Source organism: Actinoplanes sp. NPDC051859 (genome assembly GCF_044452725.1).
Taxonomy (GTDB): domain Bacteria; phylum Actinomycetota; class Actinomycetes; order Mycobacteriales; family Micromonosporaceae; genus Actinoplanes.
Map to the genome: position 1 here is coordinate 345,465 of NZ_JBITBX010000006.1, position 14,387 is coordinate 359,851.

The window sequence follows — 14,387 nt, forward strand, 5'->3', positions numbered from 1 at the left end:
CCCTCAGCGGAGACCGCGCGGCGCGACCGCATCACGACGCACGTCGATGCCGTACGCATCCAGCCGCTCCCGCGCGCGGCGCAAATCCCACTGTGCACCGAGCACGGTGTAGAGCTCGGCCGCCTCGGCGCCGGCCCGAGCCGACTCGTGCGGGCGGCGGGCGGCGGCAAGCAGCACCGCGGCGTCCTCCAGCGCAGCCGCGAGCTCCGGGACCCGGCCCACCGCCCGGTAATGCCCGGCAGCCCGCATCGCCGGCGCGGGATCATCCGACAGCAGGGCTCGGCAGCGCGCCGACGCCGCGAACGCCCGCGCCGGCCGCACCTCCTTGGCCGCCTCGGTCGCGCAGATCGCCGCGGCTGCCTCGGCCACGTCCCGCTGACCGGTGCTCAACGCGAGCCGGACGGCGTCGGGCAGCCACTGGTGTCGCAACATCATCGGGGCGTACTCGGGGGTGAGCAGCGGGCCGATCTCCGTCAGCGCATCCGCCGGGCGCCCCTGCTGCTCCGCCATCAGTGCCCGGGCGACCAGCAGAAAGTCGCAGCTCTCCCGCTCGGCGTCGGTGACCGGCAACGCGTTCGCCGCATCAAGATGCGCTGCGGCCAACGCCTGGTCCTGCCGGTGCCCGGCGATCAGCGCCGCGACGCCGTGCAGCAGCATCCCCACCGCACCCGGCTCGCGCATGCCCAGGAAGGTGAGCCCCGGGCCGTCCTCAGCCACCGCGCTCACCTCGGCCGTCGCGTCATCCCACCGGCCCAGCCAGAAGAACTGCACCGCGGACGCGACCTGCAGGCTGGCCGGCAACCGGTGCCGGATCGCGAACAGCGCCGCCTCGCGCAACGTGCGCTCGGCCTCGTCCAGCCGGTCCAGGTTCTGCAACGTGAACATCCGGTTGTCCAGCAGGTCGAAATACATGCCGGCGAACTCGGCGTGATCGCGCATGATGTCCAGCGCGTGGTCGACGTATTCGAGGGCCCGTTCGTGGTCGCGCCGGATCGAGTTCGTCAGCCACGTCGTCTGCAACGCGAACGCCGCCTCGTACGGGTGGTCCGTGGCGATCGCTTCGGTGTACACCTGATGGGCGCGGCGGTCAGCCCGGTCCAGATCGTCCAGGGCGCCCCGGCGGAAGTTCGCCAGCAGCACCCGGTGCCGGGTCCGCCAGATCTCCGGTGAGCCGGGATCGTCCACCGCCTGGGTCAACAGGTCGATGGCCTCCGCGGTGTGCCCCTGCCGGAAGCGCATGGCCGACAACAGATGCAGCATCTCGGCCCGGTCGGCCGGATCGGTGGCGATGCCGTACGCCGCCCGCGCCTCCTCGACGGGATAGCGCTCGTACCGGAAGTCGAGCTTCACCAAGGCGATCAGCAGAGCCTCGCGCTGCGTCGGGCTGGGCAGCTCGGTGCCCAGCACCCGCCGGATCAGCGTGCACGCGATCTGCGGCACCCGCTTCACCACCTCGGCGTGATGGTCCGCGAGCCACGACACGACCCACTCGTCGACCACCGGTGTCTCCGCGGCCAGCTGCTCCGCCACCCGGGTCACCGGACTGCCACCCCGGTCCAACACCTCGGCGGTGCGGCGGTGCAACAAGGTGCGAGCCTGCCGCGGGATGCCGTCGTACAGCGCTGCCCGCAGGAACGGGTGTCGGAACGCCCAGAGGTGACCCGCGTCAACCACGACGTTCGCCGCCAGTGCCTCCTCCAGGTGCGGCAGCAGCTCGAACGGCGTACGGCCGGTGACCGCCACGACGTCCTCGACGGCGAACTCGGCGCCGAGCAACGCGGCCAGCCGTAACACTTCCTGAGTTTCCTCGCCCAGGAAGTCCAATGTGGTGCGTACGACGGACAGCAGCGAATCCGGGGCTTCCACCGGCACCGACCCGTCGATGTCCGCGCGGCCGTCGGTCACCGTCACCGCGCCGCGGCGGACCAGCGCTGCCGCCATCTCCCGGGCGCACAGCGGATTTCCGCCGGAGTGGCCGACCACTGCGCGCAGATGCGGGCCGACCGGGGCGCCGACCACCGCCGCGACCAGCTCCTCGGTGGCGTCCGGCGGCAGCGCGTCCAGCACCAGCACGTGACCGTCGCCCAGCCGGATGACGCGGCGTACCCGGGCCAGGTCTCGCCCGTTCGGCTCGGGCCGCGTCGCCGCCACCAGCAGCAGTGGCAGGTGCCGAGTGGCCGCGACCAGACGGTCCCACAGCAGCACGCTGGCCTCGTCCGCCCACTGCAGGTCGTCGACCACCAGGACCACCGGGTGGGCAGCGCAAGCGGTCCGCAGGTACGCCAGGATGCGCTCGGCGGCGATTCCCGGCCCCGCGTCATCAGTGTCGCCGCGGGACGCCGCGTGCAAGTCGCCGGCGAAACCCGTCGACGGGGCGGCCAGACCCAGCGCCCGGGTGATCACCTGCAGCGGCACGTGTTGGTCCAGTTCGTCAGCCACACCCCAGAACAGCTGACAGCCTTCCGCGTTCGCACCGGACAGCGCGCGGGTCAGCAGCTCGGTCTTGCCGATACCCGGCTCGCCCTCGATCCAGACGGCCGCGCCCTGACCGCCGGCTGCCCGGCGGGCCAGTTCCCGTAGCAGCGTCACCTCGACCGTACGCCCGAACAGCGGCTGTTCCGCCACCCCCTCACGGATGGCCCGAGCCACCTGGGTCGGCACGACCGCGGCACCCTGCGCCGGGGTGGGGTCGCCGTCCACTGTGCCGGCCAGCACCCGGCTGTGCAGTTCCCGCAGGCGGGCGCCGGGCTCCACGCCGAGCTCCGCCACGAGCGTCCGGCGGGCCGCCCGGAATGCCTCCAACGCCTCGGCGGGCCGCCCAGCCCGATACAGCGCGAGCATGAGCAGCTCGTGCAGGGGCTCGTGCAGCGGGTAGTCCCGGACCAGGCCGGCCAGGTCGCCGACCAGGCCGTCGTCGTTCAACTCCATGGCGATCCGGGCCTGCAACTCGGCGGCGGTCAGCCGGCGCTCGACCAGCCGGGTGCGTTCCACCTCGATACGGTCGCCGGTGAGCCCCGCGTACGCCTCGCCGTGCCACAACCGGCGGGCTTCGTCGAGCCGGGCCGCCGCACCCGGCACGTCACCCGCGTCGTGGCATTTCGCTGCCTCGACGCAGAGCTGTTCGTACCGTTCGCTGTCGAGCCGGCCCGCCGCGATGTGCAGCGAGTAGCCCTTCGGACCTGAGGTGAGCACCTCCGCCGCTGCGCTGCGGTCCCGGCCCGGCGTGAGCACCCGGCGCAGCCCGGAAATGTACGTGTAGACGCTGCCGGACGCCGTAGCGGGCGGCGTCGTGCCCCAGACCGCCGCGATGATTTCTTCCCGGCTCACCAGTCGGTTCGCGTCGGCCGCCAGGACCGCGAAGAGTGCCCGCTGCCGGGCCGGGCCGAGCTGCAGTTCGCGGTCGCCGGACCAGGCGCGGACCGGGCCGAGCACCGAGACCCGGAGCTGCGCGGCCGGCGTGCCCGCCATCAGCGGGTGGCCGGGGCGTAGTCCCCGAACAGCTCCGACCTGCTCAGGTGCGGCACGGTGGGCGGGCCGGGCAGGTGCGGGCGAAGCCGGCCGATCAGCAGCCGGAACCGGCCGAGCCAAGGCTCCGGGTAGGCGCGGCTGCTCAGGGCAGCTCGGGCGACGTCCGCGGCGGCGGCGTGGTCGTTGTGCCGGCCGAGGCTGCACGCGATGATCCACTGCATCTCGGCCTCTAGGTCCACATCGGAGGTGCGGGCGACCACCCAGCCGGCGTCGGCGACCGCGTTGTCACCCTGGCCGTAACGCAACCGGGCCAGGCATGCGGTCAGCCGCAGGCGGGTGGGCTCGTCCAGGGAGAAGTCCGTGCGGATCCGGCGCAGCATGTCGATCGCCGCCCGGGGCGTACGGCCGGCGAGCCGTTCGACGAACCGGGTGAGCCAGCGGGTGACCGCCGCGTCGAGGGGCACCGGGCCGGCCTGCAGCTGGTCGAGCACCTTGTCCGCTGCGCCGTCCTGTTCGGCGATCTTCTCGGCGAAGGACCGGTGCAGCAGGACGCGAAGTGCCATCGGGGTGCTCTCGTGCAGGACGCGGGCCACGATGTGATGCCGGAAGGTCAGGGTTTCCTCATCGGCGGTGAGCACGCCCGCGGTGCGGACCGGTGCGACGGCGCGGGCCAGCTCGGCGGCGGCCCGTCCGGTCACCGCGGCGACCTCGGCCAGCGTGCAGTTGTCGCCGAGGAACGCGCAGGCGCGGAGGAGTTGTCGGGCGCCCTCGCCGAAGGCCGCGAGATGGGCATTGACCGCGGCGATGAGCTCGGGGGCGAGCGTCTCGCGACCGCCGGCGGCGAGTAGTCGCAGGTAATACGGATTGCCCCCCGCGTCAGTGAGGAGGCGGTGCAGTGCCTGCCGGTCGCGCGGACCCGTTGCCACCGCACGGGCCAGGGCACCTGCCGGGCCCATCGCCAGCGGTGCGAGTGTGACGATGAGGCTGGCCGGAACGCCGGCCAGTTCTGGTGCGCCCGGCCGGGTGGCCGCGACCAGCAGCAGCGGCAACTCGCGGGTCAGCTCGTGCAGCGCGCTCCACACCCGCAACGTGGTGACGTCCGCGCGCTGGAGGTCGTCGGCGACGAGGATCAGGGGCGCGGCTGTTGCGGCCTGCCGGACGAGGTCGACGGCTTGTTCCACGATGCGCGGGTGTGGACCGTCGATGGCGTCCGCGGCCACCATGAAGAGCTGACGGACCACGTCCGGCGGGGCGTCGCCGGACATCGCTGACTCCATGCATTCCAGCAGAACGCCCAGCGGCATGCGGCGGGCCAGTTCGTCGCCGGCGCCCCAGCCGGTGCGGCAACCCCGGGGCGTGCGGGTGCGCAGCGCCACGGTCAACAGCGCCGACTTGCCCAGGCCGGGGGCGCCCTCGACCCGGATGCTGCCACCGTTTCCGGCGGCGACGTCAGCCACGGCACGCCGCAACAGGTCCAGTTCGGCATCCCGGCCGACCAGCGCCACCGGATCGCTCGTACTGCTGGGCCGCGCCGCCGGTTGCTGGTCGCGCGTACTGACGGTGAGGATCTGGTCGCGGATGGCTCGCAGTGGCGCGCTGGGCTCGGTGCCGGTCTCTTCGAGGAGCATCTTGCTCAGGTCGTCGTGCACGCGCAGCGCCTCGGCCTGGCGGCCGGTCGCCTGCAACGCCGCCATCAGCATGCCGTGCAGGTTCTCCTGCAACGGGTACGCCTCGACGAGCGTGTGCAGGGTGCCGACGGCCTGGTCGTGGCGGTCCAGTTCGATCAGGACCGCGGCATGCCGCTCGGCGGTTGCCAGCCGCAGCTCGGCCAGCCGTAACCGCTGCGCTTCGGCGTACGGGCCGGGCAGGCCGGACAGGGCATCGCCGTGCCACAGCCCCAGTGCAACTTCGAGCGCCGCCAGTTCGGCGAGCCGGTCGTTCGCGGCGCGGTGCCGGCGGCTCTCCTCGCGCAGGGCTTCGAACCGGAAGACGTCGACATCTTCCTTGCGGATGTGCAAGCAATACGAGCCGCCGCCGGAGGTGAGCAGTTGGCCGGCGGACCACCGGTCACGGGCCGGCTCCAGCACGCGACGCAGCGTCGACACATAGGTATAGACGTTGCCGATGGCGCTGGCCGGCGGATCGTCGCCCCACAGCGCGGTGACGAGCTGTTGCCGAGAAACGGCGTGCCCGGCGTGCAAGGCCAGCACGGCGAGAACTGCCATCCGCCGCGCCGAACCGAGGGGGAGTTCGGCTTCGTCCCGCCAGGCTCGTACGGGACCCAGCAGGCGAAGGTCCATGCCTTCGCGCGCACCCGACATGGCCACCCAATCTCGTGGTCGTGGGATTGCCGACGTTCCCCCGCGTCAGATGGAACCGCTGCTCGCCGATCCACGGGTCACTTTCTAGCCGACGCCCGCAACCGATCACGTGCCAGCGCGGGCAAGCATATCGTCGCGACTTGTCGGGCGCGCGGCGGTCGTGAGTGATCTTCATGATTGGCAATGGGGCTAATAATTCGGCGGTCCCGGGCAGAGCTACCGGTCGAGCGGGGCACATTCGACCATCGGAGGGTTCCCGAGCGGCCACCGTATCTGGTGGACTCGCGGGCAGCCGTACGAGAGGGGAAGGCATGAGCGGCGACACCTCTCCCCTTCACTTTGCCGGGGAGTTGTTCCTCACCCTGGCTGACGAGGGGCGGCTCGTCGTGGACCCGGACCGGGCGGACGCGGTGATCGCCGACCTGGAACGCACGCTCGACCAGGTCAGATCCCGGATGCGGGTGCGGCACATCTGGCAGCAGACCCCGATGCGGCGGGTCGGGGAACTGCCGGACGAACTAGCGCACGACGTCGTCGAGGCACTCTTCATCGACCAGCTCGCACCGGGCCAGCTGGAGCTGGCGGCGATCGAGCTGCCGAAGTACATCATGGCGTTGCGCCGCGCCAGCAAGCGTGCTGACCTGGGCGTACGCGAAGAATGAAGGTCCACGCGCCGGCTGTGAAGCTTTTCTGAAGGTTGTTTCCTGCAGACTGCTCCCGCATCGACACCAGCCGAGGAGGTAGCAGTGGAGCAGGTCACCGTCGCCCTGCAAGCGATGGACGCGGTCAGTCAAGCCGGCTTGGCCAGTCTTCTTCAGTCCCGGCCCCAGATCGTGCTGCTGCCCACCGCCGAGCGCGCCGCGGCCAAGGTCCTCGTGGTGGCAGCCGACCGGCTGACCACTGAGGTGGTTGCCACGCTGCGCCGTTCCGCCGCCGAGATCGGCGTCCCGGTGGTGCTCGTCACCAACGAGATCAACGAGACCGAGCTGCTGACCGTGGTCGAGTGCCGGGTCGTCGCGGTGCTGCCGCGCGCGGCGGTCACCCCCGAACGGCTCGCCCACTCTGTGCTCGCCGCTGCCGCCGGTGGCGGTGTCATGCCGCCGAACCTCGTGGGCGAGCTGCTCAAGCACATTGAACGGTTGCAGCGCGACGTGCTCACCCCGCACGGACTCAACTCCTCCGGCCTCACGCCCCGCGAGATCGACGTGCTGCGGCTGATGGCTGACGGGCTCGACACCGCCGAGATCGCCGGGGAGCTCTGCTACTCCGAGCGCACGGTCAAGAACGTCATCTACGGCCTCACCCACCGGCTCAAGCTGCGCAACCGGTCACACGCCGTCGCGTACGCGTTGCGCACCGGCATGATCTGACCGCTCCCGACCGCTAGAGGTTCTCGCCTGACGCAGGGGTTGTAGCGTCGTGGCATGGCTTCGAGTGGGATCCGCGATCGCTTCCGGGCGCAGATGCGGCAGGAGGTCAAGGAATCGGCGCTCCGCCAGCTCGCCGAGGGCGGCCCGCAGGCGCTCTCGCTCAACGCGATCGCCAAGGAACTCGGCGTCTCCGGCCCCGCGCTGTACCGCTACTTCGCCAGCCGGGACGCGCTGCTCACCGAACTCATCCTGGACGCGTACGCGGATCTGACGGCGGTGATCACCGCCGTGCCGCGCCGGCCCGCCGAGCTGGCCGCGGCATACCGGTCCTGGGCCGTCGCCGAGCCGCACCGCTACCGGCTGCTCTTCGCCGCGCCGCTGCCCGGCTACGACGCGCAAGACCCGCGCCTGGTCACCGCGGCTCAGCAGGCGATGAACGTGCTGCTCGAAGCAGTCGGCCCCGGGCCTGCTCCGGATCCCGCGCTCGCCCGGCAGCTCGCCGCCCACAACGCGGCCACGGACCCCGCCGCGCTGCTGCGCGCGATCACCGCGTGGAGCCGCCTGCACGGCCTGGTGAGCCTGGAGATCGAAGGCAACTTTCGGTCCATGGGCCTCGACCCCGACCTGCTCTTCGCCGCCGAGGTCCGCTCGATTGATCAATAACTGACCTTCCGGGTGAGCAGCCGGATGGCGCACGATCCACGCTGACGACGAGCCCGGCCCGCGGGCGTCGACCTCGAGCCTGGAGTGATGCGACGTGCCCCCAAAGACCCGGGTAGCGGTTCTCTTCGGCGGGCGCAGCACCGAGCACGACGTCTCCTGCAAGTCGGCGGCCAGCGTGGTGCAGAGCCTCGACCGTGACCGTTACGAGGTCGTCCCGATCCGCATCACCGTCGACGGCGAGTGGATCGTCGGCACCGACCAGGCCGCCGGCACCGTCGACGACGCCGCACTGCGCGCGATGACCCCGGAACCGCCCGGCCCGCGCCCCGCCGTCGTCGAAAGCCTGTTCCGCGCCCTGGAAGCCCTGCGCGACGTCGACGTCGTCATGCCGATCCTGCACGGCCCGTACGGCGAAGACGGCACGGTGCAGAGCGTGCTCGAACTGGCCGGCATCCCGTACGTCGGCAGCGGCGTCCTGGCCAGCGCCGCCTCGATGGACAAAGAGTTCACCAAGAAGATCCTGGCCGCGGAGGGCATCCAGGTCGCCGCCGGCGTCGTGCTGCGCAGCGAGCAGGACGTGGTGACCCGCGCCGAGCAGAGCCGGCTCGGACTGCCCGCCTTCGTCAAACCGTCCCGCGGCGGGTCGAGCATCGGCGTCTCCCGCGTCGACGACTGGGCCGAGTTGCCCGCCGCGCTCGAAGCCGCGCAGCTCTGCGACACCAAAGTGCTGGTCGAGGCCGGCGTACCCGGCCGCGAAATCGACGTGGGCGTGCTGGAACTCCCGGACGGCCGGCTGGTGGCGAGCCCCCCGCTGGAGATCCGGATGGTCGGCGAGGGCTTCTTCGACTTCGACGCCAAATACCGCGAAGGCCGCACCGAATTCGTCGTCCCGGCCGACCTCGACCCGGACACCACCGAGTGGCTCGGCGCCGAAGCAATCCGCGTTTTCCGTACGCTCGGCTGCGCCGGACTGCTCCGCGTCGACTTCTTCGTCGACCCGGTGCACGGGCTGACCGTCAACGAAGTCAACACGATGCCCGGCTTCACCGCGGCGTCGCAGTTCCCGCGGATGTGGCAGGCCGCCGGAACGACGTACCCGGAGCTGTTGGACCTGATGATCGCCACCGCGCTTGCCGGAGCCGCTAAATCAGGTCCAGACCGGTCGACTCGCGTCGCCACAGCAGGCTACACAGCACTTCAAGGCCGCGGTTCAAGTGTCGGCGGTAAGTGCTGAACGGCAGCCCCAGCCGCTCCGCCGCGGCCTCCTGGGTGGGTGCACCCCCGAGATAGGTGGCGATCAGCGCCCGATGCGGTTTGCCCTGCCGCGGATCCTCACCGAGTGCGTCCAGAGTGGACTGCAACACCCCGCGCAGCGCCTCCACCGGCTCCGCCGCGGTCTCCGCCGCGGCCACCATCCGGCTGTGGGCGAGCGGATTGTCGGCGAGCAGGTCAGGCCGGCGCCAGGACCGCAACGCGTCCCGGACAGCCACGTCAAACTCGGGCCGAGGCAGCGTCTCGACAACCGGCGCATCCTCCGCAAGCCGAGCCTGCGCCGCCTCGTGCCGCTGCGGGTCCCGCCACCGCAACTCGGTCCGCACCGCCGTACGCACAAAAGGCCGCACCTGAACGCCGTTCGCGCCGCACTCCACGTACGGCAGCTCGCACAGCCAGCGGAACAACTCGACCGCGTCGGCGTCGGCGACCGTGGCCCGCAAGATCGCCTCGGTGGTGGGCTCCGCGTAGGCGCAGACCTCCAGAGCCTGCCGGTGCGCGGCCGACGGAAGCTCCCCGATGACCTGCCGCACGACGGCCTGCGCCACGGAAAGCCGAACCTCGTCGTCCTCCCCGGCCGCCTCCATCGCCAGCCGCAGCGCCAGCGGGTTGCCGCCGGCCAGCTCGAGAAGGAACGGCTGCCGGCGGCGAGGGACCGCGTACCGGTCGAGCAGCATCTCGGCCTCGGCCGGCGACAGGTCACCGACCTCGTGGACGCGCAGGACCTCGTTCCAGCCGGGATCTGTGGTCCATTCGAGGCCCGGCGGGGTGCGGCTGGCGAGCACGACAACAGTGCCCACCGGCAGGCCGGGCAGGAACTCCTCACGCAGCCACGACTCGGCCGGCTGCCACTGGTCGAACTCGTCGATGAGCACGACCGGGCCGGCCGGTCCGGGGGCAACCGGCGGGACCGCCGCCAGCAGCGCCGGGATGAGGCCGCCGGGCTCGAAGCGGTCAGCCCGAGCCACGAGTCGCCCAGCCCGCTCGGCTTCCACCGCGAAGCGCCGCAGCAGGGTGGTCTTACCCGTACCGCCGGCGCCATGCAGGAACAAAACGGTGAAAACGGGCTCGCCGGTGAGGGCGGAGCGGAAAGCACCCAGCTCGGCCGTCCGGCCCACGAATGCCCGATCGCGTGCCGACCGGAGATATTCCTCCAGCCGCGTCACCGCGCGTTCCTGACCAGACATAGCCGCCATTCTTCCCGCCGGCCTGTATGGTTTTCGTCAATCGCGCGCATGCGAGCGACCGCGCAGGCCAGAACCTCTCATGATGCCCCGGCAGGGCAACCGCGTGGCGGTTTGGGAACTGTCCGTGACGGTGTTGCCGATTGACCAGTAAATGGTCTTCAGAATGAGCAGATCATTCGGCCACTATCCGCCGGATGTCGACGTCAACGCTGCCCGGAACCCGCCGATGACGGCGATGACCGAAGCCGTCATCGACCTGGCCGCGATCGCCCACAACGCCCGCGTCCTCGCCGCCACCGCCGGCCCCGCCGGGATGATGGCGGTAGTCAAGGCCAACGGCTTCGGACACGGCGCCCCGCAGATCGCCCGCACGGCCCTCGACCACGGCGCCACCTGGCTCGGCGTGGCTTCCGTCGCCGAAGCCCTCGCCCTGCGCGCTCAGGGATTGACCGCTCCCACGCTGTGCTGGCTGTACTCACCCGCCGAGACCTTCGACGAGGTCCTCCAGGCCGACATCGACGTATCCGCCGGATCTGTCACCGCCCTCGAAGCGCTCGCCGCCGCGGCCGAACGCACCGGGCTCGTCGCCAACGTGCACCTCAAGCTCGACACCGGCATGTCCCGCGGCGGCGCCCCCGTCGAAGAATGGTCCGAACTTTTCACCTGGGCCCGTAAGCTGTCCGACGCCGGGCTGCTGCACATCCGCGGCCTCTGGTCCCACCTGGCCAACGCCGAAGACCGCAGCGACCCCGGCCTGCACACCCAACTCCGCGAATTCGACCTCGGCCGGGAAGCCGCCGCCGTCGCCGGACTCGACCCGCCGATCCTGCACCTCGCCAACTCGGCCGCCGCACTGCACCTGCCGCCGGCCCGCCACGACCTCATGCGAGCCGGGATCGCCCTCTACGGCATCGAGCCGGTGCCAGGTCAAACCTTCGGCCTGCGGCCCGCGATGACCGTACGCGCGCAGATCCTGCTCACCAAGCGTGTGCCCGCAGGCACCGGCGTTTCGTACGGGCCGGACTTTTACACCGACCGGGAGACGACGCTCGCGCTGGTGCCGCTGGGTTTTGCCGACGGTGTGCCGCGGGTGGCGGCAGGGCAGGCGGCGCTGTCGGTGGGCGGGGTGCGGTGCCCGATCGCCGGGCGGGTCAGCATGGACCAGATCGTGCTGGACGTGGGCGACCTGCCGGTCCGTGCGGGCGACTGGGCCGTCATGTTTGGTCCTGGCGATCAGGGCGAGCCGACTGCGGGGGAGTGGGCGGGCTGGGCCGGCACCAACCCGCACGAGATCCTGACGGGTATCGGCGCCCGCGTCCCGCGCCGCTACCTGTCTTAGTCGGTCGCGGTTGCCGTCTCAGACCGAAAGTGCCCCGCTGGCAGCGCTGCCAGCGGGGCACTTTCGGTCTGAAGATCCTAGAGGTCGAATTCGCTGTTCTTGGTTCCGATGAGGAACGTAGCCCACTCTTCGCGGGTAAAGATCAAGCTTCCGCCTTGCGGTCCTTCGTATCGCGGACAGCGACGATGCTGGGTAGATTCCTGGCTACCTCGACGCATGCCCCGCCGTTATCGGTACTGCGGCTGGACGTACGCCACACCGCCTGGGAGAGATCCATGGTATTCATCGCTTCATCTCCTCGGCCGCCCTCTCGATCATTTGTTGGGACTGGAGCGCGTCGGCGGCTTAGTCGAGAAGACCCTCGAACTTCACTCCGTGTACGAACGCCGCCTTCTCTGAAGGCGTGAAGAAGTGCGCCGGGCTCGACGGGTTCTTCGAGTCTCGTAGCGCAAAGCCGCCATTTGGGAGGTCGGCCACCTCGACGCAGTCCCCGCCGTTCCCGTTCGAGCGTTCACCTTTTCGCCAGGCCAGGCTGCTCGGGTCGATGTGCCCGTATCCCTTAGTCGGGTCAACTGGACCTTGATTGATCTCGTCGTTCATTGCTTCAACTCCTTGCCTGCCGCGAACCTCATGGCGGAGGGTTTGTGCCCTACCCGGAACGCCTTCCCAAAGTATCGATATTGCTCGACTTCCTTGGGATCGTCCACATACTCGGGCCGCTTAAGGAAATCAGGACACGATGCTTTCCGCGGCCGGGCTCTCGGCGAGGCGCAGGACCTGGGATACGTCTGCGTCCGGCGCCTGATCTAGATCACGCAAAGCGCCCCGCTGGCATCGCTGGTAGCCGGGGCGCTTTCGTAGACTTGTGACAAGTATGTCAACCAAGCAAGCCCTCGTCCTTGACGCCCAGGACAAACGCCTCGCGTTCGCCGGGTGTGAAGAACAGGATCGGCCCGTTGGGGTCCTTGCTGTCGCGGACGGCAAAACCGCCGTCGGGCAGGTCGGTAACCTCGACGCAGTTGCCGCCGCCATTGGTACGGCTTCCCGTGCGCCAGGTGACCGCATCGCGGTCGAACGTCTCGGCGTACGTCTTCTCGTTCATGGGTCCAACTCCTCGGCTGCCGCCCTGATCATCCGGAGCGAATCTTGCGGTGGCGCGGCCTTCGACAATAGATCCTCCCAGGCATCCCGGTAGGCGCTTACCTCGGCCGGCTTGTCGATGTAGCTCACCTGTGTTCGCAGGTCAACGCATACGACCTCGCCGGCAGCGTCGTCGGCGAACCTAAGGATCTGGAACCCGCCCTCGGTGGGCATGGCGGCCCCAGCCGCCCAGGGTAGGACCTGCACGTCGACGTTCGGGCGATTCGCGATCGTGATCAGACTGTCGAGCTGATTTCGGGTGATCTCCCGGTCGCCGACAACCTGGTGCAGAACGCTCTCGCCGACGATGGCGTGTAGCAGCGGTGCGCTCATTCCCCTGATCAGTGCCTGCCGTTCCATGCGTGCCTCGACACGTCGAGCTACCTCTGCCTCAGTCTGTCCCTTGCGGTAGACCGCGACCAGGGCGCGAGCATATGACTCCGTTTGCAAGAGCCCGGGAACGAAGTTCGGCTCCCACGAGTGCAAGCTTTTGGCTTCCGGTTCCAGGCCGAGGTAGGTCGCAAACTGCCTGGGCAAGACGTCTGTGTACTGGTGCCAGTCGTTGCGACGACGTCCGGCGGTCGCCAGTTTGACCATGGTGTCGACCATGTCCTGGTCGTCGGTGCCATAGAAAGCTGTCAGTGATCGCACGTCACGGGCAGCCACCCCGATGAGGCCGCGCTCGATGCGGGACACCTTCGACTGCGACCACTCCATGTGCTTCGCCACGTCGTCCAGCGTGAGCGGCGGATTGTGCTCGGTGCGCAGCTTGCGCAGGGCGGCGCCAAGGCTGCGGCTGCTTGCTGAACCCACTGTCACCTCCTGTGCATGCTGCGCCAGTTGCACAACTTGGTGTCCAGTCTTGCAAATTCCGTCGATGGCCTTAAGCCGCGGTCGACCTCTCTCGAGTTTGCACTCTGTGCGAGCTTGCAGATAGACCTTGCTATGCGTACGGTCTTGCTATCGCCGAGCGATGGACAGGATTCGATCTTTGTGCGGCCTGTTCTGGCGCGGAACATTCACCTGCTCGAGTCGCGATCGAGGTGATCTATATGCATTGCCCCCGAACGTATGCATGGTGGGAACGGCTGGCTTGGTGGCGTCAGCGGCGCTGCGCGGCGTGCGGCGTGCACTGGCCGTGCGACGAAGCGAAACTGGCGCGCATCCGATTGTCGATCGCCGCGCATGGTCGGACCGGCGCATGGCCGGACCCGACGCCGTCCGCGCAGATCGGCCAAGCGGGCTACCTGACCCGACTCGGCGATCAGCGTGCGCGCGGCGGGAAGTAACCGTCGTGCGCGAGCTGACGCACACCCCTCGCCAGCCGAGCCTCGACTGCTCGGTATGCGATCAACCCTGGCCCTGCGCCCCGGCCAAGGTCGAGCTGTCCGAGGAGTTCCACGGCAATCGAACAGGTTTGACGATTTACCTGGGCACCTACATGGACAGCGCGCTCCGTGAAGCCATCACCGACCACGAGTGGGGTCGAGTCGACAACCTGTACGAGCGCTTCCTCGGCTGGGTGCGAAGCAGCCCGGGAGGAGAATCCGATTTTGAGTAGCGCCAGACGGGAAGCACGGTGATGCGCCAAGCGCGCGAGGCGCCCACGACCCGGATTGTCCGAACA

The 14,387-nt window shown here is 69.8% G+C and carries 12 protein-coding genes and 1 pseudogene; 6 read left to right on the forward strand and 7 right to left on the reverse strand.

The window, feature by feature from the left end; all coding sequences use genetic code 11:
• Nucleotides 1-3: 3 nt before the first annotated feature.
• The gene (locus ACIA1L_RS18230) at nucleotides 4-3,468 is read right to left on the reverse strand and encodes a BTAD domain-containing putative transcriptional regulator (RefSeq protein WP_396073913.1); all 3,465 of its coding nucleotides are present in this window, start codon (nucleotides 3,466-3,468) and stop codon (nucleotides 4-6) included.
• On the reverse strand, nucleotides 3,468-5,768 hold the full coding sequence (locus ACIA1L_RS18235) for a BTAD domain-containing putative transcriptional regulator (RefSeq protein WP_396073914.1): 2,301 nt from the start codon (nucleotides 5,766-5,768) through the stop codon (nucleotides 3,468-3,470). The genes ACIA1L_RS18230 and ACIA1L_RS18235 overlap by 1 nt, the downstream gene beginning before the upstream one ends.
• A gap of 332 nt (nucleotides 5,769-6,100) precedes the next feature.
• Between ACIA1L_RS18235 and ACIA1L_RS18240 the strand changes: the two genes are divergently transcribed.
• The 4 genes from ACIA1L_RS18240 to ACIA1L_RS18255 all read left to right on the forward strand — a co-directional run bounded on the left by ACIA1L_RS18240 (nucleotide 6,101) and on the right by ACIA1L_RS18255 (nucleotide 9,056).
• Complete coding sequence (locus tag ACIA1L_RS18240; protein WP_396073915.1) at nucleotides 6,101-6,451, forward strand: hypothetical protein; 351 nt, start codon at nucleotides 6,101-6,103, stop codon at nucleotides 6,449-6,451.
• Nucleotides 6,452-6,535: 84 nt separating this feature from the next.
• Nucleotides 6,536-7,159, forward strand: coding sequence for a LuxR C-terminal-related transcriptional regulator (locus ACIA1L_RS18245; RefSeq protein WP_396073917.1), 624 nt, complete (start codon nucleotides 6,536-6,538; stop codon nucleotides 7,157-7,159).
• Nucleotides 7,160-7,213: 54 nt separating this feature from the next.
• Entirely contained in the window at nucleotides 7,214-7,822 is a 609-nt protein-coding gene (locus ACIA1L_RS18250) for a TetR/AcrR family transcriptional regulator (protein WP_396073918.1), read from the forward strand.
• Nucleotides 7,823-7,916: 94 nt separating this feature from the next.
• Entirely contained in the window at nucleotides 7,917-9,056 is a 1,140-nt protein-coding gene (locus tag ACIA1L_RS18255; RefSeq protein WP_396073920.1) for a D-alanine--D-alanine ligase family protein, read from the forward strand.
• Here the strand turns inward: ACIA1L_RS18255 and ACIA1L_RS18260 are convergent.
• Nucleotides 8,965-10,281: an AAA family ATPase gene (locus ACIA1L_RS18260; protein WP_396073921.1), complete on the reverse strand. Its 1,317-nt coding sequence runs from the start codon at nucleotides 10,279-10,281 to the stop codon at nucleotides 8,965-8,967. The genes ACIA1L_RS18255 and ACIA1L_RS18260 overlap by 92 nt on opposite strands.
• A 226-nt stretch (nucleotides 10,282-10,507) precedes the next feature.
• Here ACIA1L_RS18260 and alr point away from each other — a divergent pair, with 226 nt between their 5' ends.
• Complete coding sequence (alr, locus tag ACIA1L_RS18265) at nucleotides 10,508-11,620, forward strand: alanine racemase (protein ID WP_396074080.1); 1,113 nt, start codon at nucleotides 10,508-10,510, stop codon at nucleotides 11,618-11,620.
• 77 nt (nucleotides 11,621-11,697) lie between these two features.
• Here the strand turns inward: alr and ACIA1L_RS18270 are convergent.
• The 4 genes and pseudogenes from ACIA1L_RS18270 to ACIA1L_RS18285 all read right to left on the reverse strand — a co-directional run bounded on the left by ACIA1L_RS18270 (nucleotide 11,698) and on the right by ACIA1L_RS18285 (nucleotide 13,606).
• A pseudogene (locus ACIA1L_RS18270) lies at nucleotides 11,698-11,897 on the reverse strand (DUF397 domain-containing protein).
• A 68-nt stretch (nucleotides 11,898-11,965) separates the two neighbouring features.
• On the reverse strand, nucleotides 11,966-12,220 hold the full coding sequence (locus ACIA1L_RS18275) for a DUF397 domain-containing protein (protein ID WP_396073922.1): 255 nt from the start codon (nucleotides 12,218-12,220) through the stop codon (nucleotides 11,966-11,968).
• Nucleotides 12,221-12,497: 277 nt separating this feature from the next.
• Nucleotides 12,498-12,722, reverse strand: a complete 225-nt coding sequence (locus ACIA1L_RS18280) for a DUF397 domain-containing protein (RefSeq protein WP_396073924.1) — start codon at nucleotides 12,720-12,722, stop codon at nucleotides 12,498-12,500.
• The gene (locus ACIA1L_RS18285) at nucleotides 12,719-13,606 is read right to left on the reverse strand and encodes a helix-turn-helix domain-containing protein (protein ID WP_396073926.1); all 888 of its coding nucleotides are present in this window, start codon (nucleotides 13,604-13,606) and stop codon (nucleotides 12,719-12,721) included. Before ACIA1L_RS18285 ends, ACIA1L_RS18280 begins: the two co-directional genes overlap by 4 nt.
• Nucleotides 13,607-14,054: 448 nt before the next feature.
• On the opposite strand from ACIA1L_RS18285, the gene ACIA1L_RS18290 reads away from it, so the two are divergent.
• Complete coding sequence (locus ACIA1L_RS18290; RefSeq protein ID WP_396073927.1) at nucleotides 14,055-14,321, forward strand: hypothetical protein; 267 nt, start codon at nucleotides 14,055-14,057, stop codon at nucleotides 14,319-14,321.
• Nucleotides 14,322-14,387 lie beyond the last annotated feature (66 nt).

Excerpts from the sequence above, each read along its gene's own strand:
- ACIA1L_RS18230 (WP_396073913.1), bottom strand. The coding sequence starts at position 3,468 with ATGGCGGGCACGCCGGCCGCGCAGCTCCGGGTCTCGGTGCTCGGCCCG.
- ACIA1L_RS18235 (WP_396073914.1), bottom strand. The coding sequence starts at position 5,768 with ATGGACCTTCGCCTGCTGGGTCCCGTACGAGCCTGGCGGGACGAAGCC.
- ACIA1L_RS18240 (WP_396073915.1), top strand. The coding sequence starts at position 6,101 with ATGAGCGGCGACACCTCTCCCCTTCACTTTGCCGGGGAGTTGTTCCTC.
- ACIA1L_RS18250 (WP_396073918.1), top strand. The coding sequence starts at position 7,214 with ATGGCTTCGAGTGGGATCCGCGATCGCTTCCGGGCGCAGATGCGGCAG.
- ACIA1L_RS18260 (WP_396073921.1), bottom strand. The coding sequence starts at position 10,281 with ATGTCTGGTCAGGAACGCGCGGTGACGCGGCTGGAGGAATATCTCCGG.
- alr (WP_396074080.1), top strand. The coding sequence starts at position 10,508 with ATGACGGCGATGACCGAAGCCGTCATCGACCTGGCCGCGATCGCCCAC.
- ACIA1L_RS18275 (WP_396073922.1), bottom strand. The coding sequence starts at position 12,220 with ATGAACGACGAGATCAATCAAGGTCCAGTTGACCCGACTAAGGGATAC.
- ACIA1L_RS18280 (WP_396073924.1), bottom strand. The coding sequence starts at position 12,722 with ATGAACGAGAAGACGTACGCCGAGACGTTCGACCGCGATGCGGTCACC.